The organism is Kitasatospora brasiliensis, from assembly GCF_032654805.1.
Classification (GTDB): domain Bacteria; phylum Actinomycetota; class Actinomycetes; order Streptomycetales; family Streptomycetaceae; genus Kitasatospora; species Kitasatospora brasiliensis.
Genome location: NZ_JAUOOW010000005.1, coordinates 338,733 through 359,209, shown reverse-complemented (window position 1 = coordinate 359,209; position 20,477 = coordinate 338,733). Strand labels below are relative to the sequence as shown.

Genomic DNA, 20,477 nt, shown 5'->3' with positions numbered 1-20,477 from the left:
GCCGGTGCCTCGAAGTGCGGCGACCCCGGGGGCCTACTCCGGGCGCTTCAGCCGGGTGATGAACTTGTAGCGGTCGCCGCGGTAGATCGAGCGGACCCACTCGACCGGATCGCCCTCGGCGTCGAAGGAGTGCCGGGAGAGCTGGAGCATCGGCAGCCCGAGGTCGGAGCCGAGCAGGCCGGCCTCGCGCGGGTTGGCCAGGGTGGTCTCGATGGTCTCCTCGGCCTCGGCCACGGTGACCCCGTACACCTCGCGCAGCGCCGCGTACAGCGAGGTGTGCTTGGCCAGGTTGCGGCGCAGGGCCGGGAAGCGCTTGGCGGACAGGTGGGCGACCTCGATGGCCATCGGGTCGCCGTTGGCCAGCCGCAGCCGCTCGATCCGCAGCACCCGGCCGCCGGGCTTGATGTCCAGCAGTGGGGCGAGCCGCTCGTCGGCGGTGATGTAGCCGATCTCGATCAGCCGGGAGGCGGGTTCCAGGCCCTGGGCCCGCATGTCCTCGGTGTAGGAGGTCAGTTGGAGGGCCTGGGCGACCTTGGGCTTGGCGACGAAGGTGCCCTTGCCCTGGATGCGCTCCAGCCGGCCTTCGACCACCAGCTCCTGGAGGGCCTGGCGCACGGTGGTGCGCGAGGTGTCGAACTGGGCGGCGAGCGCGCGCTCGGGCGGCACCGGGGTGCCGGCGGGCTGGGTCTCGGTGAGCTGGAGCAGGTGCCGCTTCAGGCCGTAGTACTTGGGGACGCGCGCGGTCGGATCGGTGCCGGCCTGCGTCGGGAGGTTGTTCACTTCGGGGTCGTTGACCTGGGCGGTGGATCCCCCGTCGCTGCTCATCGGACCTGTTCTCCCGCTTCTCGCGAGGCCTCGCAGGCCCCGCCACATCGTTAACGGCTCACATCGTTGCATGTATGGCTACGGAACGAATACCTCATCACGCGATGAACGATGTGCGGTGTCGTCTTGATAACGGGTGGTGTTGAAGGGCCGAACAGCCGTTGACAGGCCCATTGGTCTAGGCCAAGCTCCAGGCATCTGGTCTACACCACTAGACCGGTAACTATGAATCCCCCCACCCGTTCGATGGGGTCCGCGGCACCTTTTCCCTCGCTTTGTGTGGGTCTGCCGCCGCCGTCCGACGGGGAAACCCAGGCATCCCTCAGGAGGATGGCGTGAAGCGTCAGCTCATCGCGGCGGTCGGCGTCGCAGCAATGGTCGTCGGCCTGGCGGCTTGCAGCTCGGACGGCAAGAAGAGCGAGGACAAGTCGGGCTCGACCTCCGCCTCGGCCGCCGACAAGTACAAGGGCAAGACGCTGAAGGTCTGGACCATGACCGGCTCCGCCCCCAAGGGCTGGTCCGACTCGGTCAAGACCGAGTTCGAGACCACCTACCCGGGCTCGAAGGTCGAGTTCGCGGACCAGCAGTGGACCGGCATCGGCGCCAAGATCACCGCCGCGCTGTCCGAGGGCTCGGTCGACGTCGTCGAGGTCGGCAACACCCAGACCGCCGGCTACGCCGCCTCGGGCGGTCTGCTGGACATCACCAAGGACAAGGCCGCCTTCGGCGGCGACACCTGGCCGGCCAACCAGGTCGAGTCCACCGTCCTGGACGGCAAGCAGTACGCCGCCCCGTGGTACGTCACCAACCGCGTGGTCGCCTACAACAAGGACCTGTGGGCCAAGGCCGGCCTGGGCGCCGCGCCGAAGACCCTGGACGAGTTCTACGCCGACCTGGAGAAGCTGAAGGCCACCGAGGGCGTCGCCGACCCGATCTACATGCCGGGTCAGGAGTGGTACGTCTACTTCGGTCTGCTCAGCAGCGAGGGTGGCAAGATCGCCAAGAAGGACGGCGACAAGTGGGTCGGCGGCCTGGGCTCGCCCGAGAGCCAGAAGGCCTTCGAGACCTACAAGAAGCTCCAGAGCTACTCGGCCACCGGTCCGAAGGACAAGGACGAGGCCACCCCGCAGCAGAAGGACGTCTTCGGCAAGGGCAACGTCGGCGCCATGATCGGCCTCGGCTGGGAGCTGCCGGACGAGAAGGCCATGCCCAAGGACAAGATCGGCTTCTTCCCGCTCCCGGGCAAGACCGCCGACAAGCCCTCCGGCGTGTTCCTCGGTGGTTCCAACCTCGCGATCGCCTCGCAGAGCAAGAACACCGACATGGCGAAGGACTTCCTGAAGATCGCCCTGAACGACAAGAACGAGGGCATCTTCCCGGCCAACGGCATCACCTCGAACAAGCCCGCGCTGGACAGCGCGATCACCGGCGAGTTCGCCACCGCCGCCAAGGCCGCCGCGTCCGTCGGCGCGATCACCCCGAACACCCCGAACTGGGCCAGCGTCGAGGACAACCCGAACCCGGTCAAGGAGTTCCTGACCGCTGTCCTCCAGGGCGGCGACTTCGCCTCCACGGCCGCGAAGTACGACGAGGTCATCGCCAAGAAGCTCAACCAGAAGCAGTAAGAGCACTGAGCGGCGTCGCTCACCGGCCCCCGGCGGGGGGCCGGTGGGCGGCGCCTGTCCGTCGTGGCCGGTTGTGAGGAAGTGAGAACGATGGCTGTGCATTCGCAGCGGGTGCAGACACAGTCTCCGGAGCCAGGGAAGGCTGCTGTGACGGTTACCAAGAGCGCCGCGGGCGGCGGCTCCAAGGGCCCCGCGCCGAAGGGCGTCAGATCCGCGGGCGGCCCCGGGCTGGGCTCGCGCCTCGCGCCGTACCTGCTGCTGCTGCCGGCCATCGTGGCGACGGTCGGCCTGCTGGGCTGGCCGCTGGTCAAGACGGTCCTGCTGTCGTTCCAGAACCTCAACAAGCGCCAGCTCGTCCTGCACCTGACCGAGTGGAACGGCTTCGACAACTACAAGGAGCAGCTGAGCGACCCCGAGTTCTGGGCGGTCACCGGCCGTAGCGTCGCCTTCACCCTGGTCAACGTGGTGCTGATCATGGCCGGCGGCACCCTGATCGGCCTGCTGCTGAACCAGCTCGGCAAGAAGATGCGGCTGGTGCTCCAGATCGCGCTGCTGATGGCCTGGGCGATGCCGGTGGTCGCCGCGACCACCGTCTACACCTGGCTGTTCGACTCCCAGTGGGGCGTCGTCAACTGGATCCTGGACCAGCTCGGCTGGCACTCGATGCGGGACTACAACTGGCTCAGCGACCAGTACTCGACGTTCTTCGTGATCATCCTGCTGATCGTCTGGATGTCGATCCCGTTCGTGGCGTTCCAGATGTACGCCGGTCTGACGACCATCCCCAAGGAGCTCTACGAGGCCGCCCGGATGGACGGCGCCGGCTCGGTCAAGATCTTCACCGCGGTGATCTTCCCCAACCTGAAGCCGTTCTTCATGGCCACGACCTTCCTCGAAGTCATCTGGGTGTTCAAGTCCTTCACCCAGGTCTACGCCGTCAACGCGGGCGGCCCCGAGAACCTGACCAGGACCCTGCCCGTGCACGCCTTCCTGGAGGGCTCCTCCGGCCAGCACTACGGCGTCGGCGCCGCGATCGCGGTGCTCACCATCCTGATGCTGGGCGTGCTGATGGCGTACTACTTCCGCATCATGATCAAGCAGGAGGACGAGCTGTGAGGCGCTCTCTCTTCGGACGTACCTGGCTGAACGTGATCGCGGCCGTCCTCGCCGTCTTCTTCGTCTTCCCCGTCTACTGGATGTTCGCGACCGCGTTCAAGCAGGACAGCGACATCATCAGCCCGACGCCGGTGTTCGTCCCGCTCAACGCGACCTTCGAGCACTTCACCACGGCCGTCAACGCGCCCAAGTTCTGGACGTACGTCACCAACAGCTTCGTGGTCACCATCGCCGCGGTGCTGATGTCGCTGGTGATCGCGACCCTGGCGGCCTTCGCCATCGCCCGGATGAAGTTCCGCGGCCGCAAGGCCTTCGTGCTGGTCGTCATGATGTCGCAGATGGCGCCGTGGGAGGTCATGACCATCGCGGTCTACATCATCTCCCGCGACAACGACATGCTGAACAGCCTGGTGCCGCTGACCTTCTTCTACATGATGATGGTCCTGCCCTTCACCATCTGGACCCTGCGCAGCTTCATCGCCGCGGTGCCCAAGGAGCTGGAGGAGTCGGCCATGGTGGACGGGTGCAGCCGCACCCAGGCCTTCGTGAAGGTGATCTTCCCGCTGCTGGCCCCGGGCCTGATGTCGACCTCGCTGTTCGGCTTCATCACGGCGTGGAACGAGTTCCCGCTCGTCCTGATCCTCAACAAGGACGACGGCCAGACCCTGCCGCTGTGGCTGTCGTCCTTCAAGACCGCCTTCGGGAACGACTGGGGCGCCACCATGGCCGCGTCCACGATGTTCGCCATTCCCGTGCTGATCCTGTTCGTCTTCCTCCAGCGCAAGGCGGTCGGCGGTCTGACCGACGGCGCCGTGAAGGGCTGAGCCACCGTGAGCATCCTCGTTCCCACCGTCCTCGACAGCGACCAGCTGCACCGGGACGCGCTGACCGTCCTCCAGCCCGGCTTCGTCGGCACCGAGCCGCCGGAGTGGCTGCGCCGCCACCTCGCCGCGGGCCTCGGCTCGGTCGCCCTGTTCGACCGCAACGTGGTCGACCTCGACCAGCTCTGCGCCCTCACCGGGGCGCTGCGCGCCGAGAACCCCGACCTGCTGATCGCCATCGACGAGGAGAGCGGCGACGTCACCCGGCTGGAGGCGGGCTCCGGCTCCTCCTGGCCGGGCAACCTCGCGCTCGGCGCGATCGACGACCCGGCGCTGACCCGGGACGTCGCCCGCGAGCTGGGCCGGGCGCTGGCCGCGGCCGGCGTCAACTACAACTGGGCGCCCACCGCGGACGTCAACTCCAACCCGCGCAACCCGGTGATCGGGGTGCGCTCCTTCGGCGCCGACCCCGAGCTGTGCGCCCGGCACACCGCCGCCTGGGTCGAGGGCCTCCAGTCGGCCGGCGTGGCCGCCTGCTCCAAGCACTTCCCCGGCCACGGCGACACCGCGGTGGACTCCCACCACGGCCTGCCGGTCATCGACGTCGACCTGGACGTGCTGCGGGCCCGCGACCTGATCCCGTTCCAGGCCGCGATCGCGGCCGGCACCAAGGCCGTGATGACGGCCCACATCATGGTCCCGGCGCTGGACCCGAAGCTGCCGGCCACCCTGAGCCCGGCCGTGCTGCGCGACCTGCTGCGCGCGGCCCCGGCCGACGGAGGCCTCGGCTACCAGGGCCTGATCGTCAGCGACGCGATCGAGATGGGCGCCATCGCCGACACCTTCGGGATGGGCGAGGGCACCGTGCTGGCCCTGGCGGCCGGCGCGGACGCGATCTGCGTCGGCGGCGGGCTCGCCGACGAGGAGACCGTGCTGATGCTGCGCGACGCCATCGTGGCGGGCGTGCGCTCCGGCCGGCTCGCCGAGGAGCGGCTGGCGGACGCCGCCGAGCGGGTCCGGGCGCTGGGCAGCTGGGGCCGGATCGCGGCCCAGGGCGAGCGGGTCGAGCCGGACCTGGCGGTCGGCCTGCGGGCCGCGCGCCGGGCGCTGCGGGTCGTCCGGGCGCCGGGCGTGGTGGCGCCGCCGGTGAGCGAGCGCCCGTACGTGGCCTCGTTCTCGGACGAGCCGAACATCGCCGTCGGCGACGTCACCCCGTGGGGCGTGGCCGGCATGCTGGCGGACCGCTTCCCCGGCACCCGCACCCGCGAGGTGTCGGCGGCCGAGGCCACGCCGGAGCTGCTGGACGCCCTGGTCGGCGAGCTGGTGGCCGGCGCCGAGGGCCGCCGCCTGGTCCTGGTGGTCCGGGACGCGCACCGGCACGCGTGGATGGCCGCCGCGCTGAGCCGCCTGGTGGCGGCCCGTCCGGACGCCGCCGTGGTGGAGATGGGCCTGCCCCAGTCCGAGCCGGTCGGCGCGATCCACATCGCCACCCACGGCGCCGCCCGGGTCTGCGGGCTGGCGGCCGTGGAGGTCCTCACCGGGCAGCCGGGAGCGATCGGCTGAACCGACCGACGAGACGTCACCGGCCGTGTCCGGAGGGCGTCGGCCGACGGGCCCGTCATGCGCATGCCGCATGGCGGGCCCGTTCCGTTTTCCCCGTGGTGACCTGCGGATTCGTCGAGTGACCGTGCTCCCTCAAGCAGGCCTTAAATCCACCTTAAGATCTACTTAGGGTGACGGTGTGGCAACTGGCCGCCCACGCGGTACAACAGCTCTGCAACGGCGGCCCCGACGAAGGCTTTTGGCCGTTGACACCACCTATGGTCTAGGCCAGAGTCCAGTCATCCGGCGGAAGAACGAACCTCCCCGGATGTGGTATCAGCCCCACCTGAAGCTCTTCGCCGCCCCCAAGCCCGGACTCTCCCGCCGGGGCGCCAATCACGCTGCCGGCGGGCACATGGCTCTACACCCTCGGAGGATGGCGTGAAGACGCGTCAGCTCATGTCGACGCTCGGGACGATGGCGCTGGCCGTCGGTCTGACGGCCTGTTCCTCGTCCGCGAAGCCCGCGGGCGACGGCGCGGCGGACGGCTCGAAGGCCGCCGGCGGCACCGTCACCGTCTGGCTGATGGACGACGCCCAGAAGAACTGGCCCGACCTGGTCCAGCGGGTGAACGACGAGTTCGCGGCGAAGTACCCGAACATCACCCTCAAGCTGGCCTACCAGGGCTGGGCCGACAAGGTGGGCAAGCTGGACAAGGCCATCGCCGAGGGCAACGCCCCCGACGTGGTCGAGCTGGGCAACACCGAGACCATGAAGTACGTGCTCTCCGGCGCGCTGGCCCCGGTGGACCGCACCAGCTTCGACAACGCCGACAGCTGGATCAAGGCGCTCGCCAACACCTGCACGTACCAGGACAAGCTGTGGTGCGTGCCGTACTACGCCGGCTCCCGGGTCGCCATCTACAACTCGGCGACCTTCCAGCAGGCCACCGGCAGCGCCGAGTTCCCGAAGACCGAGTTCGAGCTGATGTCCGCGCTGGACAAGATCGCGGACAAGAACAAGGCCGACAAGACCTACTCCGCGCTCTACCTGCCCGGCCCGTACTGGTACGCCGCGATGAGCTACGTCGCCGGGGCCGGCGGCAGCATCGCCAAGTTCGACGCCGCCGGCAACTGGCACGGCACCCTGCACGATGCCAAGTCGCAGCAGGGCATCACCCACTTCGTCGAGCTGGTGCGCAAGTACAACAAGGGCGACCTGACGGTCAACGAGCAGAACCAGTTCGAGGCGATGGCCCGAGGGCACGCCGCGGCCTTCTACGGCAACGGCTACGAGGCGGCCAGCGTCACCGCGCCGGTCACCGGGGACCCGAGCATCAAGGACGCCGTCAAGGTGGCGACCATGCCCGGCCCGGACGGCAAGCCGCTGCCGACCTTCATCGGCGGCTCCGACCTCGCCGTCACCGCCAAGTCCCAGCAGGTGGCGGCGGCCACCGACTGGATCCGGATGTTCACCAGCACCAAGTCCGAGCAGGCGCTGGCGGACAAGGACATCCTGCCGAACAACCTCACCCAGCTGAACCCGCTGAAGAACAAGCCGAGCACCGCGGCCGCGGCCAACGCCGTCCCGGACGCCTGGTTCACCCCGCTGGCCCCCGGCTGGGGCGCGGTCGAGAAGCAGAAGATCATTCCGGACATGCTGGCCTCGATCCTCAAGGGCAAGTCGGTGGACCAGGCCACCAAGGAGGCCGACGCCGCGATCGACCAGCTGATCAACAAGCCCTGACCGTCCGTCGCGGCACGCCCCTCCGGTCTCCGGCGGGGCGTGCCGGGGGGCGTACGGGTGTGCGGACGGAGGTGCCCGGCACCGGGCGCGCCCGTAGGATTGCCGGACGAAGGACCGCAGCGAGTGTGCGGACTCGCCGCCCGTGGAGCCCCCGCCGGGCAGCCGCCCGCGTGGGGTCGAACCTCTCATCGGAGGCAGACCCAGATGTCCGACCCGCAGACCGTTCCCGTCCCCGGCCGGATCATGGCGGCGGAGATGGCCGAGCAGCCGGCCGTCCTCCAGCGCATCCTCGACGAGGGTGCCCCGAAGATCCGCGAGGTCGCCGCGCAGATCGCCGCCCGCGCCCCGCGCTTCGTCCTGCTCACCGCGCGCGGCACGTCCGACAACGCCGCGCTGTACGCCAAGTACCTGATCGAGATCCTGCTCGGCAAGCCGGCCGGGCTGACCTCGATGTCCACCACCACCGCGTACGGCGCCAAGCCGGACCTCACCGACGTCCTGGTGATCACCGTCAGCCAGTCCGGCGGCTCACCCGACCTGGTGGCCTCCACCAAGGCCGCCCGCGAGGCCGGTGCCATCACCCTGGCGGTGACCAACAACGCCGCCTCGCCGCTGGCCGAGGTCTCCGAGTTCCACATCGACGTGCTGGCGGGCCCGGAGAAGGCGCTGCCGGCCACCAAGACCTACACCGCCGAGCTGCTGGCGCTCTACCTGCTGGTCGAGGGCCTGCGCGGCGGCGACGGCGGGGCCGCCAAGGAGCTGCCGGGCCTGGCCGCCGGGGTGCTGGCCCGCAAGGCCGAGGTGAAGGCGCTGGCCGAGCGCTACCGCTTCGCCCAGCGGCTGGTGATCACCTCGCGCGGCTACGGCTATCCGACCGCCCGCGAGGCGGCGCTCAAGCTGATGGAGACCACCTACATCCCGGCCACCCCGTTCTCCGGCGCCGACCTGCTGCACGGCCCGCTGGCCATGGTGGACAACGTCTCGCCGGTCATCGCGATCGTCCCGGACGGCAAGGGCGGCGAGGCCCTCCAGCCGGTGCTGGACCGGCTGCGCGGGCGCGGCGCGGACCTGGTGGTGGTCGGGCAGCAGGCGCAGGTGGACGCGGCCTCGGCCGGCTTCGCGCTGCCGGCCGGGGTGCCCGAGGAGGTGCAGCCGATCCTGGAGATCCTGCCGCTGCAACTGCTGGCCCACGAGGTGACCATCGCCCGCGGCCAGGACCCGGACGCCCCGCGCGCCCTGGCCAAGGTCACCGAGACCCGGTAGCCGGGTCCGGTGCGCGAACAGGCCCCCGGTCCACGAGCTGTGGACCGGGGGCCTGTTCCTTGAGCGGCCGACCATGGTTCTCGGGGCCGGAAACACTACGGGCCACGGCGCCGACACGGGACCCTCAACCCATGCGGCACCGCAGCCCGGAGCTGTCGTCGGGCGCCGGGTTCGATCAAGGACTGTGCGGGGTCCTCGTTCGGCGGCGTCCGACCGAGGAGAAGCCGCGCGCGGTCAGGGCAGTTGCGCGGGGGCCTCTCCTTGGTGCCCTTTCATTGTGGACTAGACCAATCTCGGTTGTCCAGGCCTCTCCGGGGATTGGTCTAAACAACTCAGGCTCCCCGGGCGGCCCGCCCGCCGGGTCCGCCGCGCCCCGCCCGCGGCCGCGGCGCTACCCTCGCCATGTGCCCTCGCTGAACGAACTCGTCCGCCGCCACACCACCCTGACCGGGGCCGATGTGGAATGGCTCCACATGCTGGTCTCGGAGTGGCAGCTGCTCTCCGACCTCTCCTTCGCCGACCTGGTGTTGTGGATCCCCACCTGGGACGGCATCCGCTACGTCTCGGTGGCGCAGATGCGGCCCAACACCGGGCCCACCTCCTATCAGGACGACATGGTCGGCCACCTCGTCCCGCGCGGCCGCCGTCCGCTGCTGGACGCCGCCTTCGACGAGGGGCGGATCGTGCGCGAGGGCGACCCGGAGTGGCGCGAGGAGGTCCCCGTCCGGGTCGAGTCGATCCCGGTCCGGCGCGAGGGCAAGGTGCTCGGGGTGATCGCCCGCAACACCAACCTGCTGACCGTCCGCACCCCCAGCCGGCTGGAGCTCACCTACCTCCAGAGCGCCTCCGACCTGGCCCAGATGATCGCGGCCGGCTCCTTCCCGTTCCCCGGCGCCGAGCAGGCCGACATGGACGCCGCGCCGCGGGTCGGCGACGGCCTGATCCGGCTGGACGCGGACGGCATCGTCACCTACGCCAGCCCCAACGCCCTCTCCGCCTACCACCGGCTCGGCCTCACCACCGACCTGGTCGGCAGCCACCTCGGCCGCGCCACCGCGGCCCTCGCCCCGCCGTCCCGCTCGGCCGTCCACGAGGCGCTGGTGAAGGTGGCGAGCGGCTGGGCGCCCCGGCAGACCGAGGTGGAGGCCCAGGGGGGAGTGGTGACCCTGCGGGCGATCCCGCTCAAGCCCAAGGGCACCCTGACCGGTTCGCTGGTGCTCTGCCGGGACGTGACCGAGCTGCGCCGCCGCGACCGCGAGCTGATGACCAAGGACGCCACCATCCGGGAGATCCACCACCGGGTGAAGAACAACCTCCAGACCGTCGCGGCCCTGCTGCGGCTTCAGTCCCGCCGGATGGAGTCGGAGTCCGGCCGGGCCGCGCTGGACGAGGCGGTGCGCCGGGTCGGCTCGATCGCGATCGTGCACGAGACGCTCTCCCAGGCGCTGGACGAGCAGGTGGCCTTCGACGAGATCGCCGACCGGGTGCTGGCGATGGTGATGGAGCTGTCCCAGGACGGCCGGGTGGCCACCCGCCGCACCGGCAGCTTCGGCATCCTGTCCGCCGAGGTGGCCACCCCGCTGTCGATGGTGCTGACCGAACTGCTCCAGAACGCGCTGGAACACGCCTTCGGTCCGACGGCCTCCGGGAACCTGGAGGTGAGCGCGCTGCGCGGACGGGCCCCGGCGACCGGGAAGGGCTGGTCGGACAGCTGGACCGGCGGCGCCCGGCCGGAGGAGTACCTGCTGATCACGGTCCAGGACGACGGCCGCGGCATGCCGGAGGGCTTCGACCCCCAGACGGCGGGCAACCTCGGACTCCAGATCGTCCGGACGCTGGCGACCGGCGAGCTGGGCGGCACCTTCGACATGGTGGCCGGCCCGAACGGCGGGACCAAGGTGGTCCTGGAGATCCCGGTCCGCTGAGCACGGCCCGAGGAATCGGTTGCGAACGCGCCCGTGAGGGGCGTGCGTTCGGCGGATGCGCCGGGTGCACGCTCCGTGCGCGGGGGCGGGAAGACGGCCGGAGAAACAGAAACGAGGCCCTGTCGACCGGGGGGGGGTGGGTCGACAGGGCCTCTCAACCCGTTCCGGCCGTCGGGGGGAGTCGGCCGGAGCGGGGGCTCTGGGTGGTGCGACACTTCGCCGGTGCGTTGCACACGGTGAGCGCCACAGCTCCACAATATTGCTCTCAGTGAACAGTATCAAGTGGCTGGGCGGGTCTGGTGTCGCGGGACCCCGGCTGGCGGGGTCCTTTGTGCGGAAGGCTTCACCAGGAAGTGCAGGGAAGCCTTGATCGTGTGTCGATCGGTACGGCGGTTGCTGCTGGTGCTACGGCGTGTGATCGCTGCGCGATCAGGCGGTGCGGGCGCGGTTGCGGGCGGCGCGGCGCTTCATCGCACGACGCTCGTCCTCGCTCATGCCGCCCCAGACGCCGGCGTCCTGGCCGGTCTCAAGCGCCCACTGGAGGCACTGCTCCATCACCGGGCAGCGGCGGCACACGGCCTTGGCTTCCTCGATCTGCAACAGAGCAGGACCGGTGTTCCCGATCGGGAAGAACAGCTCCGGGTCCTCTTCGCGGCAGACAGCGCGGTGGCGCCAGTCCATGGTCGTCCAACTCCTCCTGCCGCGGGGGGTGGCCCGATCGGCACAATCGAATGGCTTGTGAATGTGAACGCTTTCACGAATCCCGCAACAGCAAAAGAGACCAAAGGCCCACCGGGCCCGGGTGGTCTGTGCTGGGGGGGATTCGGCGATTCGAGGGGCACTCCGCGGTCGGCGCTCCTGATGTTTCCGGAGTTGCCGTCGCTGCGATGTGTCCCGATCGCCATGTAGAGGTTCGCAAACCTCGGGCTCGGATACAACCCCCTTCGGGGAGGAATTTTGGATTCTTCGGTGTCGCCTAGCTCACAGCCAGTACTTCTATGGAGTGAAGGGGGCTTGTGCGTTCGAGAAGAAGGAGGAACCCCCCTTCCAGTCACACAATCACACGCAGTGCCCGCCGTACGCCTGTGAAACTGACGCGACTCCTGTCTCCAAGATGGTCCCCGTCGACCTGGAACGGGCTCGGTTCCTCTGAAACCAAGGTGAAGTGCCTGACGTCGTGATAGGAGACGACGTGCTTCCCGCCAGGCCCGGCCGGAGGGGCGCCATCGCTCGAAGACCCGTACGACCGCAGGATCTGACGGACCGTTCGAGCCGTGCCGAACGCCGTCATACGGGTGATGCCGAAGACGTCCAGGTCAGTGTCGAAGGAGGCGAGCGGTGAGGGGTAGACCGGGCGGTTGCCGAGGAAGGTCCAGGGCGAGGTGTTGCTGACTATCGACAGGACCAGGCCCGGAACCGGCGCGCGGCCCGGCAACAGCAAGGAGACCGGGCCGGAGCGGCGCTGCTCACGCTGGGTGAAGTAGTGCCGTAGCGCCTGGCCGACGTACAGGGCGTGGGTGGACTTGCGCCCAGCCTTGCGCTGCTCCTCGACCCGGCCCACCACCCCGGCGTCGAAGCCGAGGCCGGCGGTGAAGGTGAACCAGCGGTCCGGCAGGCCGTCGGTCATCGCCTTGCCCAGCCCGATCGGCCGCTCGCGGCCGTGCTCCAGCGCGTCCAGCAGGACGCCGGTGGCCTCCACCGGGTCGTTGGGCAGGCCGAGCGCGCGGGCGAACACATTGGTCGAACCGCCCGGCACCACGGCCAGTCGCGGGACCCTCTCGCCCGGGCCGTGCGCCAGCAGCCCGTTCACCACCTCGTTGACGGTGCCGTCGCCGCCCAGCGCCACCACCAGGTCGACCGTGCCGTCCTCCGCCGCCTCGCGGGCCAGGTCGCGCGCGTGGCCCCGGTACTCGGTCTCGGCCACCTCCAGCTTGAGGTCGCTGCGCAGCGCGTGGATCAGGACGTCCCTGGTTCGGCCACTGGTGGTGGTGGCCTTGTGGTTCACGACCAGGAGAGCGCGCATGGGGAAAGCCTACGGGTCGGTACGGACCAACCGGCGGCTACCCTGCTGGAGTGACCGCAGAAACCTCCGCCCCCGCCCCCTCGGCAGGCTCCGGCCGCCCCGTCTCCCTGACCCTGGGCGCCGCCATCACCGCCCTGGAGGGCGCCGCGCTGGCCGTCGTCGGCATCTCGGACATGGTGTCCGCGTTCTCCGGCCAGGCCAAGCAGCTGGCCCTGAACGAGTTCGGCGGAGCGGTCATCGTGCTGCTCGGCGTGCTGCCGATCCTGGCCGCCCGGGCGCTGCTCAAGGAGCGCCGCTGGGGCCGCAGCCCGGCGGTGCTGACCAACTCGACCTGCCTGCCGGTCGCCTACTACATGTGCCAGAGCGGCGGCGCGATGGTCGCGGCCGGCGTGCTGGTGGGCGTGCTCGGCCTGGTGGGCATCGGCGCGCTGCTGAACCCGAAGTCGACGGCGGCCCTGTACGCCCAGCAGGAGAGCTGAGCACACAGGGCCGCCAGGGCTGACCGGCCGTCAGGCCTACTCCTCCACCAGGAGCTTCTCCCGCAGCTGGGCCAGCGTCCGGGCGAGCAGCCGGGACACGTGCATCTGGGAGATCCCCACCTCGGCGGCGATCTGCGACTGGGTCATGTTCCGGAAGAACCGCAGCACCAGGATCTTCTGTTCCCGGGGCGGCAGTTGGGCGAGCAGCGGCTTGAGCGACTCGCGGTACTCGACGCCCTCCAGTGCCTCGTCGGTGGCGCCCAGGGTGTCCGCGACGGCCGGAGACTCGTCGTCGCTGTCCGGCACGTCCAGGGACAGCGTGGAGTACGCGTTGGCGGACTCCAGGCCCTCCAGCACGTCCTCCTCGGAGATCCCCAGGTGCTCGGCGAGCTCGTGCACCGTGGGGGAGCGGCCGTGCCGCTGGGAGAGCTCACTGGTCGCCGTGGTGAGCGACAGCCGCAGCTCCTGGAGCCGGCGCGGGACGCGCACCGCCCAGCCCTTGTCGCGGAAGTGCCGCTTGATCTCTCCGACGATGGTCGGCGTGGCGTAGGTGGAGAACTCGACCCCGCGCTCGTGGTCGAAGCGGTCCACCGACTTGATCAGTCCGATGGTGGCGACCTGGGTCAGGTCGTCCAGCGGCTCGCCGCGGTTGCGGAAGCGCCGGGCCAGGTGCTCGACCAGCGGGATGTGCATCCGCACCAGCTGGTTGCGCAGCTCGACCCGCTCCGGGGAGCCCTCGGGCAGCGCGGACAGCCGGACGAACAGCGCGCGGGCGGCCTCCCGGTCCGGGGCGCCGGTGCGGTGCGAGCCCTGGGCGGGGACGGCGCCGTGCGGTTCGGCCTCGGTCGCCTCTGCCGCCTCGGTCGCCTCTGCCGCCGCGTCGCTCTCGGCGGCGTCGGAGACGGCGTCGGCCGCATCGACGGTGCCGGCGGCGGCGACCTCGCCGGTCTCGTCCACCAGGTCCGGCGGGGGCGCGGCGGCAGGCGTCGGGTCGGACGTCGGCTCGGTGGGGTGGCTCATCCGGTGGGCGTCCTTCGGGTGCGCTTCGTCGTTGGCGGCGAGTCCGGGAACGCTCGCCTGGGTCGGTACGGCAGGTCCCGCCGTCGCGAGGCCGGTACGGTCCAGATCACTCACGGCCATTCCCCCGTTCCGTTCCGGGAGCACCGGGGCCGGTGGCCCCGGAATCGTCTCGTTGGTCGTACCGCCCGGGGCGGTACCGGGAGCCGTCCACCGGGCCCCGGAGCGGGGATCGGCGGACGGCCCTTGCGCGGGTGGTGCTGGGTGCTGCTGTCGTTCGGTCGGCCCGACTAGTGGGCGGGAGTGCCGCCGCGCTTCTTGTGCAGGCTGATCGACACGGTGTTGTCCTCGGCGACCGAGGAGTCGACCTCGCCGGCCAGCGCGGAGAGCACCGTCCAGGCGAAGGTGTCCCGTTCGGGCGCCTTGCCGTCGGTGGTCGGGGCGGCGACGGTCACCTTCAGCGAGTCGCCGACCAGCCGGAACTCGCAGGACAGCACCGAGCCGGGCACCGCCTGCTGGAGCAGGATGGCGCAAGCCTCGTCGACCGCGATCCGCAGATCCTCGATCTCGTCGAGGGTGAAGTCCAACCGGGCCGCCAACCCGGCCGTCGCTGTTCGCAGGACGGAGAGGTAGGCGCCGGCTGCGGGCAGCCGGACCTCCACGAAGTCCTGAACACCGAGATCGCCGTCGATCTGGGACACCCTTGCCTCCTGGGTGGCGCGCTGTGCTTTCTTGGTACCCCGCTTGTTACCGCTCGCTACCCCCGAAGGGGTGCCCGGCGCCGCGGATCCGCCATCGCTCTGCCTTCCGCACCCCGGTTCGGGAGTTACTCATGGTAAGGCATTGCGACGCAGGGTGGCAGACCCTTTTCCCGGTCTCCCGGGGGCCGTTCAGCGCTGTCCGGCCTCGGCCAGCGCCTCGTCGGTGAGCCGGTAGACCGTCCACTCGTCCATCGGCACCGCGCCGATCGACTTGTAGAAGTCGATCGAGGGCTGGTTCCAGTCCAGGACCGACCACTCGACCCGGGAGTAGCCGCGCTCGACGGCGATCCGGGCGAGCTCCAGCAGCAGCGCCTTGCCGTGGCCGCCGCCGCGCGCCTGAGGACGGACGTACAGGTCCTCCAGGTAGATCCCGTGGGTGCCGCGCCAGGTCGAGAAGTTGCGGAACCACACCGCGAAGCCGACCGGCTCACCGGTGGCGTCGTCCTCGGCGATCAGGCCGAACAGCGCCGGGTTCTCGCCGAACAGGGCGTCGTGCAGCTGCGCCTCGGTGGCCTTCGCCTCGTGCAGGGCCTTCTCGTAGTCCGCGAGTTCACGGATCATGGCGTGGATGACGGGAACGTCGGTGGCTACGGCGGTGCGGATCATGCTGTGAGCCTACTGCTCGGGACCGCTCTCGTCCCAGGCCTGGACGGAGGTCTGGTCGACGATCCGGCCGTCCCGCAGTCCGGCCATCGAGGACATCAGCACCCGGACGCCGTCGGGGTAGCGGCAGGACTCCAGGAAGGCGACGTGGTCGCCCTGGACGACCACCTGTTCCAGCTTGTGGGTCATCTCGCGGGCGTAGACATCGTCCAGCATGGCGCCGATCTCGGCCCGCCCGTGCATCACCAGGGGGTGGCTGGGCTGGGTCTTGCGGTCGACCACGCGCAGTTCGGCGTCCTCCGCGTAGAGCGCCAACAGGGTTCCGGCGTCGCCGCGTTCGATGCCCTCGCGCAGGGCGCGGGTGTCGAAGGCGGCGGGGGTCGCCATGGTGGTCATGATCTCGCTCCTCCGGTCGGGTTCCGTCGGCTCGCACTTCGAGCGTACGCCCGGCCGCCCCCGCCGCCCGCGCGGTCAGCGGGCCGTTACGGTGCGCAGGTAGGCGGCCAGCGCGCTGATCGCGGCCGGGTTGCGCGGGCTCTCCACCATGTCGACGTAGTCCATGGTGAAGATCCGGTCGTTCCTGATCGCGGCGACGTTCGCCAGCGGCGGGAAGGACGTGAGGAAGCGGCGCTTCTCCTCGGCGCCGGTGCTGCCGTAGTCGTTGATCACGATCACCTCGGGGTCGAGCCGCACCACGCTCTCCCAGCCGGCCGTGAACCAGGTGTCGGCGCGGTCGCCCATGATGTTGGTCCCGCCGGCCTTGGCGATGATCTCGTTGGCGGCGGCGAACTTCCCGGCGGTGTACGGCTTGTCCTGCCCGCTGTCGTACAGGAAGACGGACGGGTGGCGCTCGGGCTGGGGGACGGCGGCGATCTGCGCCTTGAAGCCGGCGATCAGCTTGTCGGCGCGGTCCTTGACGTCGAAGATCTCGCCGAGGTTGGTCAGGTCGGTGTAGAGCGCCTCCAGTGGGTCCATCACGCCGCGCTCGGTGCCCTTGCCGCTGCGGCAGGACTCGCTGAGCACGTAGGAGTCGATGCCGAGCGCCTTGAAGGCCTGCGGGGTGACGCCGGCGCCCTCGTCGAAGCCGTAGTGCCAGCCGGCGAAGACCAGGTCGGCCTTGGCGTCCAGGGCGATCTCCTTGGTGAGTACCTTCTTGGAGAGCCAGGTGGTCTGCTGGTAGCCGTCCTTCCAGGAGACCTGGTCGATCCTGCCCTTGTCGTCGGGCATCACGTAGCCGGCCATCCGGTCGGCGAGGCCGAGCGAGAGCATCAGCTCGGTGATGTTGACGTCGTTGGTCACCACCCGGGCGGGCTTCTGGGCGAAGGTGAGCTTCTCGCCGCAGTTCTCCACCGTCACCGGGTAGTGGGCGGTGGTGGTGGCGGCCTCCTTGGGGGCGATCTCGGCGCCGCAGGCGGTGAGTCCGAGGGTGAGCAGGGCGGCGGCGGCAACGGCCTTGGTACGCACGGTGGTTCCTTCGACGGGGTGGATCAGGCGGAGGGGGCGAGGCGGTCGAACAGCAGCTGGACGGCGCCGGTCTCCGGGTGCCGCACCGGGGTGGCGCGGACGCCGAACACCTCGGCCAGCAGGGCGGGTCGGAGCACCTCGTGGGGCGGGCCGGAGGCGACGATCCGCCCCGCCCGCAGCACGTACAGCAGGTCGCAGTGGCCGGCCGCCAGGTTGAGGTCGTGCAGCGCGGTGAGCACCGTCGGGCCGGCCTCGCGGGCGAGCGCCAGCACCTCCAACTGGTGGGCGATGTCGAGGTGGTTGGTGGGTTCGTCCAGCACCAGCAGGCGCGGCTCCTGGACCAGCGCGCGGGCGAACAGCACCCGCTGCTTCTCGCCGCCGGACAGGCTCAGGAAGCCCCGCTCGGCGAGGTGCCCGGCCCGGACCTTGCGCAGCGCCTCGGCGCAGCGCTCCTCGTCCCCGTCGGTGGGGGCGCCGAAGCCGCGGCGGTGCGGCAGCCGGCCCATGGCGACCACCTCGGCCACGGTGAAGTCGAACTCGGCGGAGTGCTCCTGGGAGAGCGCGGCCACCCGCCGGGCGCTCGCGCGGGCGGTGAGCGCGTGCAGGTCGTCGCCGGCCAGCCGGACGGCGCCGCCGGCGGGCTTGAGCACCCGGTAGACGCAGCGCAGCAGGGTCGACTTGCCGCTGCCGTTCGGCCCGACCAGTCCGACCACCTGCCCGGCGGCGGCCGCCAGGTTCACCTCGTGGACCAGCCGGGTGCCGGCCAGCTCCACCGAGACGGCGTCCACGGCGAGGTCCTGGGCTTCGGTCGTCCCGTTCATCGGCCGGCTCCGAAGGCCTGGCCGCGGCGGCGCATCAGCAGCAGGAAGGCGGGCACGCCGAGCACCGCGGTGAACACCCCGACGGGCAGTTCGGCGGGCGCCAGCAGGGTGCGCGACGCGATGTCCACCCAGACCAGCAGCAGTGCCCCGGCGAGCGGCGCGATCACCAGCACCCGGCGGTGCCCGGCGCCGACCAGCATCCGGGCCAGGTGCGGCATCAGCAGCCCGACGAAGCCGATCGCCCCGCTGACCGCGACCACGGTGCCGGTGACGGCGGCGGTGACCACGAACAGCTCGCGGCGCAGCCGGTCCGGGTCCACCCCGAGCGAGGCGGAGGTCTCGTCGCCCATGGCGAGCGCGTCCAGCCGGCCGGCGGCGCACTGCAGGTAGGCCAGGCCGGCCAGCACGGTGGCGGCGGCGAGCGGCACCTTGCCCCAGGTGGCGCCGCCGAGGCTGCCGAGCAGCCACATCATGGCGTCCCGGGCGGCCTCGCCGCGGTCGGCGGCGAAGACCATCAGGGTGGTGGCGGCGGAGAAGCCGTAGGACAGGGCGGTGCCGGTGAGCACCAGGCGCAGCGGGGTGAGCCCGTACGCGGTGCGGGCGGCGAGGTAGACCAGTGTCATCGCGGCGAGCGCGGAGCCGAAGGCGGAGGCGGAGATCGCCCACACCCCGAGCGAGGCGAAGGCGCCGAACAGCAGGACGGCGTTGGCGCCGACGGCCGCGCCGGAGGAGATGCCGAGGACGAAGGGGTCGGCCAGGGCGTTGCGCACCAGGGCCTGGACGGCGACGCCGCAGGCGGCCAGTCCGGCGCCGACCACGGCGGCGAGGATGGTGCGCGGCAGCCGGATCTGCCAGACGATCGCGTAGGCGGCGGCCTCGTCCGCGTCCAGCCGACCGCCGGTCAGTCCGGCGCCGAGCAGCCGCAGGACGTGGGGCAGGTCGATCCCGGAGGAGCCGAGGGCGACCCCGCAGACCAGCGAGAGCAGCAGGGCGACGGCGAGGCCGGCGGCGAGCGGGGCGACGGGTGCGCGGCGGGTGGGCGGGCCGGCCGCGCGGTCTGCGGGCGCGCGGTCCACGGAGGGGCGGTTCACGGGTGCGCCTTGCCTCGGGCCGCGGGTGCGCCGGGGCGGGCGCGCGGGCGTGCCGGGGCGCCGTTCCCCTCGCAGTCCGCGGCGAGTTGTCGGGAGGTCGGCGGCCGAGGGCGATCGGGCTGGCGTGGCCGTCCGGGCTGGTACGGGCCGCGCTCACCGTTGCGGGTCAGCGCCGGATTCACACCGGACTTCCCCCTCGGACGCCCTGGCAGCATAACAGCCGCTCAGGGCATTCAACCCTTACCGATGGCGGGTGGGACGTGAACGCACGACCGCCCCCGTCCGGTGGTCCGGACGGGGGCGGTCGGGTGGCGACTCGTCAGGCTCAGGCCTGCTTGGTCTCCCAGAAGATCTTGTCGACCTCGGCGATCAGGTCCAGCAGGGCCTGGCCGGTGGCCGGGTCGGTGGACGCCTTGGCGGCCGAGGCGGCCTTCAGGGTGTCGTTGATCAGCTGGTGCAGCTGCGGGTACTTCTCGAAGTGCGGGGCCTTGAAGTAGTCGCTCCACAGCACCGAGATGTGGTGCTTGACGGCCTCGGCGCGCTGCTCCTTGATGATGATGGCGCGGGCGCGGAAGTGCGCGTCCTCGTTGGCCTGGTACTTCTCCTGGGTGGCCTTGACGGACTCGGCCTCCAGCTTGGCCTGCGCCGGGTCGTAGACGCCGCACGGCAGGTCGCAGTGGGCGTGGGCGGTGGCGCGAGGTGCAAACAGACGAGAGAACATGGGAGTCCTTCCTTAGATCGTCTTCCCGCGCCCGAGATTACCCTTCCGCCCTCCCGGATTCGCGATCGGGCGGTGGGCCTAGGGCAAAAGGCGGACCGGGAACCATGTCATTTCGGACATCGAACGGATGACGGTCCGTACGGCAGACTGGGGGTCGGCCGAGCGGGAGGAGGAGTCGTGGCGCGGAGCACGCGACCGGAGGGCAGCGCACTGCCGTTCGGGCTGGTCGACGTGGCGGGGCCGTCGATGGTCCCGACCCTGCGCGAGGGCGACCGGCTGCTGGTCCGCTACGGGGCCCCGATCCGGCCGGGCGCGGTGGTGCTCTTCCGGCACCCCTTCCAGCAGGACCTGCTGGTGGTGAAGCGGGCCGCGGAGCGCCGGGCCGAGGGCTGGTGGCTGCTGTCCGACAACCGCCCGGTGGACAGCGACAGCCGCAGCTACGGTGCCGTCCCGGACGAGCTGGTGCTCGGCCGGGCGCTGCTGCGGCTGCGTCCGAGCCCGGCCTGGCTGGCGCCGGGCCGTCGACTGGAGCGGCTGCTGCTCACCCCGCGGCTGGCCCGGGTGCCGGGCCTGGCCCGCCGGCTCGGCGCCTGGGTCGAGGACGTCTAGAAGCGGGCGTCTGGAAGCGGACGTC

The 20,477-nt window shown here is 70.9% G+C and carries 20 protein-coding genes and 1 riboswitch; of the genes, 9 read left to right on the top strand and 11 right to left on the bottom strand.

Annotation, left to right across the window (positions count from 1 at the left end):
* Positions 1-33: 33 nt before the first annotated feature.
* The gene (locus QWJ13_RS21150) at positions 34-825 is read right to left on the bottom strand and encodes a GntR family transcriptional regulator (RefSeq protein WP_316526354.1); all 792 of its coding nucleotides are present in this window, start codon (positions 823-825) and stop codon (positions 34-36) included.
* Positions 826-1,160: 335 nt separating this feature from the next.
* Between QWJ13_RS21150 and QWJ13_RS21145 the strand changes: the two genes are divergently transcribed.
* From QWJ13_RS21145 to QWJ13_RS21115, 7 genes are all read left to right on the top strand, one after another.
* Complete coding sequence (locus QWJ13_RS21145; RefSeq protein ID WP_316526353.1) at positions 1,161-2,450, top strand: extracellular solute-binding protein; 1,290 nt, start codon at positions 1,161-1,163, stop codon at positions 2,448-2,450.
* A gap of 90 nt (positions 2,451-2,540) precedes the next feature.
* On the top strand, positions 2,541-3,566 hold the full coding sequence (locus tag QWJ13_RS21140; RefSeq protein WP_316526352.1) for a carbohydrate ABC transporter permease: 1,026 nt from the start codon (positions 2,541-2,543) through the stop codon (positions 3,564-3,566).
* Positions 3,563-4,390, top strand: coding sequence for a carbohydrate ABC transporter permease (locus QWJ13_RS21135; RefSeq protein ID WP_316526351.1), 828 nt, complete (start codon positions 3,563-3,565; stop codon positions 4,388-4,390). The genes QWJ13_RS21140 and QWJ13_RS21135 overlap by 4 nt, the downstream gene beginning before the upstream one ends.
* Before the next feature lie 6 nt (positions 4,391-4,396).
* Entirely contained in the window at positions 4,397-5,950 is a 1,554-nt protein-coding gene (locus tag QWJ13_RS21130) for a glycoside hydrolase family 3 protein (protein ID WP_316526350.1), read from the top strand.
* 438 nt (positions 5,951-6,388) lie between these two features.
* Complete coding sequence (locus QWJ13_RS21125; RefSeq protein ID WP_432277577.1) at positions 6,389-7,675, top strand: extracellular solute-binding protein; 1,287 nt, start codon at positions 6,389-6,391, stop codon at positions 7,673-7,675.
* A gap of 204 nt (positions 7,676-7,879) precedes the next feature.
* The gene (locus QWJ13_RS21120; protein WP_316526348.1) at positions 7,880-8,938 is read left to right on the top strand and encodes an SIS domain-containing protein; all 1,059 of its coding nucleotides are present in this window, start codon (positions 7,880-7,882) and stop codon (positions 8,936-8,938) included.
* Positions 8,939-9,342: 404 nt separating this feature from the next.
* A complete protein-coding gene (locus QWJ13_RS21115; protein WP_316526347.1) occupies positions 9,343-10,863 on the top strand; it encodes a sensor histidine kinase in 1,521 nt (506 codons plus the stop codon).
* 429 nt (positions 10,864-11,292) lie between these two features.
* Here QWJ13_RS21115 and QWJ13_RS21110 read toward each other — a convergent pair whose 3' ends face one another.
* Positions 11,293-11,544: a WhiB family transcriptional regulator gene (locus tag QWJ13_RS21110; protein WP_014138019.1), complete on the bottom strand. Its 252-nt coding sequence runs from the start codon at positions 11,542-11,544 to the stop codon at positions 11,293-11,295.
* A gap of 370 nt (positions 11,545-11,914) precedes the next feature.
* Positions 11,915-12,886 (bottom strand): diacylglycerol/lipid kinase family protein, encoded by a 972-nt coding sequence (locus tag QWJ13_RS21105; protein ID WP_316526344.1) that lies wholly within the window; start codon positions 12,884-12,886, stop codon positions 11,915-11,917.
* Between the two features lie 50 nt (positions 12,887-12,936).
* On the opposite strand from QWJ13_RS21105, the gene QWJ13_RS21100 reads away from it, so the two are divergent.
* The gene (locus QWJ13_RS21100; RefSeq protein ID WP_316526343.1) at positions 12,937-13,365 is read left to right on the top strand and encodes a hypothetical protein; all 429 of its coding nucleotides are present in this window, start codon (positions 12,937-12,939) and stop codon (positions 13,363-13,365) included.
* 36 nt (positions 13,366-13,401) lie between these two features.
* On the opposite strand, the gene QWJ13_RS21095 is transcribed toward QWJ13_RS21100, so the two are convergent.
* The 8 genes from QWJ13_RS21095 to sodN form a co-directional block, all read right to left on the bottom strand.
* Positions 13,402-14,499, bottom strand: coding sequence for an RNA polymerase sigma factor SigF (locus QWJ13_RS21095; RefSeq protein ID WP_316526342.1), 1,098 nt, complete (start codon positions 14,497-14,499; stop codon positions 13,402-13,404).
* 173 nt (positions 14,500-14,672) lie between these two features.
* Positions 14,673-15,083, bottom strand: coding sequence for an ATP-binding protein (locus tag QWJ13_RS21090; RefSeq protein ID WP_316526340.1), 411 nt, complete (start codon positions 15,081-15,083; stop codon positions 14,673-14,675).
* Positions 15,084-15,272: 189 nt separating this feature from the next.
* Positions 15,273-15,749 (bottom strand): GNAT family N-acetyltransferase, encoded by a 477-nt coding sequence (locus tag QWJ13_RS21085; protein WP_316526339.1) that lies wholly within the window; start codon positions 15,747-15,749, stop codon positions 15,273-15,275.
* Between the two features lie 9 nt (positions 15,750-15,758).
* Positions 15,759-16,142, bottom strand: coding sequence for a nuclear transport factor 2 family protein (locus QWJ13_RS21080; protein WP_316526338.1), 384 nt, complete (start codon positions 16,140-16,142; stop codon positions 15,759-15,761).
* A 75-nt stretch (positions 16,143-16,217) separates the two neighbouring features.
* Positions 16,218-17,210 carry an ABC transporter substrate-binding protein gene (locus tag QWJ13_RS21075; RefSeq protein ID WP_316526337.1) on the bottom strand — a complete coding sequence of 331 codons (993 nt, stop codon included), beginning with the start codon at positions 17,208-17,210 and terminating at the stop codon, positions 16,218-16,220.
* A gap of 23 nt (positions 17,211-17,233) precedes the next feature.
* Positions 17,234-18,031: an ABC transporter ATP-binding protein gene (locus QWJ13_RS21070; protein WP_316526336.1), complete on the bottom strand. Its 798-nt coding sequence runs from the start codon at positions 18,029-18,031 to the stop codon at positions 17,234-17,236.
* Positions 18,028-19,122, bottom strand: coding sequence for a FecCD family ABC transporter permease (locus tag QWJ13_RS21065; protein ID WP_432277567.1), 1,095 nt, complete (start codon positions 19,120-19,122; stop codon positions 18,028-18,030). Before QWJ13_RS21065 ends, QWJ13_RS21070 begins: the two co-directional genes overlap by 4 nt.
* A gap of 106 nt (positions 19,123-19,228) precedes the next feature.
* A riboswitch (cobalamin riboswitch) is annotated at positions 19,229-19,359 on the bottom strand.
* 88 nt (positions 19,360-19,447) lie between these two features.
* Positions 19,448-19,843 carry a superoxide dismutase, Ni gene (gene sodN, locus QWJ13_RS21060; protein WP_188308420.1) on the bottom strand — a complete coding sequence of 132 codons (396 nt, stop codon included), beginning with the start codon at positions 19,841-19,843 and terminating at the stop codon, positions 19,448-19,450.
* A gap of 246 nt (positions 19,844-20,089) precedes the next feature.
* Between sodN and sodX the strand changes: the two genes are divergently transcribed.
* Complete coding sequence (gene sodX / locus QWJ13_RS21055) at positions 20,090-20,452, top strand: nickel-type superoxide dismutase maturation protease (RefSeq protein WP_316526700.1); 363 nt, start codon at positions 20,090-20,092, stop codon at positions 20,450-20,452.
* Positions 20,453-20,477 lie beyond the last annotated feature (25 nt).

Bases quoted from the DNA above. Each gene is read 5' to 3' on its own strand.
- QWJ13_RS21085 (WP_316526339.1), bottom strand. From the start codon at position 15,749: ATGATCCGCACCGCCGTAGCCACCGACGTTCCCGTCATCCACGCCATG.
- QWJ13_RS21105 (WP_316526344.1), bottom strand. From the start codon at position 12,886: ATGCGCGCTCTCCTGGTCGTGAACCACAAGGCCACCACCACCAGTGGC.
- QWJ13_RS21120 (WP_316526348.1), top strand. From the start codon at position 7,880: ATGTCCGACCCGCAGACCGTTCCCGTCCCCGGCCGGATCATGGCGGCG.
- QWJ13_RS21110 (WP_014138019.1), bottom strand. From the start codon at position 11,544: ATGGACTGGCGCCACCGCGCTGTCTGCCGCGAAGAGGACCCGGAGCTG.
- QWJ13_RS21125 (WP_432277577.1), top strand. From the start codon at position 6,389: ATGTCGACGCTCGGGACGATGGCGCTGGCCGTCGGTCTGACGGCCTGT.
- sodX (WP_316526700.1), top strand. From the start codon at position 20,090: ATGGTCCCGACCCTGCGCGAGGGCGACCGGCTGCTGGTCCGCTACGGG.
- sodN (WP_188308420.1), bottom strand. From the start codon at position 19,843: ATGTTCTCTCGTCTGTTTGCACCTCGCGCCACCGCCCACGCCCACTGC.
- QWJ13_RS21150 (WP_316526354.1), bottom strand. From the start codon at position 825: ATGAGCAGCGACGGGGGATCCACCGCCCAGGTCAACGACCCCGAAGTG.
- QWJ13_RS21080 (WP_316526338.1), bottom strand. From the start codon at position 16,142: ATGACCACCATGGCGACCCCCGCCGCCTTCGACACCCGCGCCCTGCGC.
- QWJ13_RS21140 (WP_316526352.1), top strand. From the start codon at position 2,541: ATGGCTGTGCATTCGCAGCGGGTGCAGACACAGTCTCCGGAGCCAGGG.
- QWJ13_RS21070 (WP_316526336.1), bottom strand. From the start codon at position 18,031: ATGAACGGGACGACCGAAGCCCAGGACCTCGCCGTGGACGCCGTCTCG.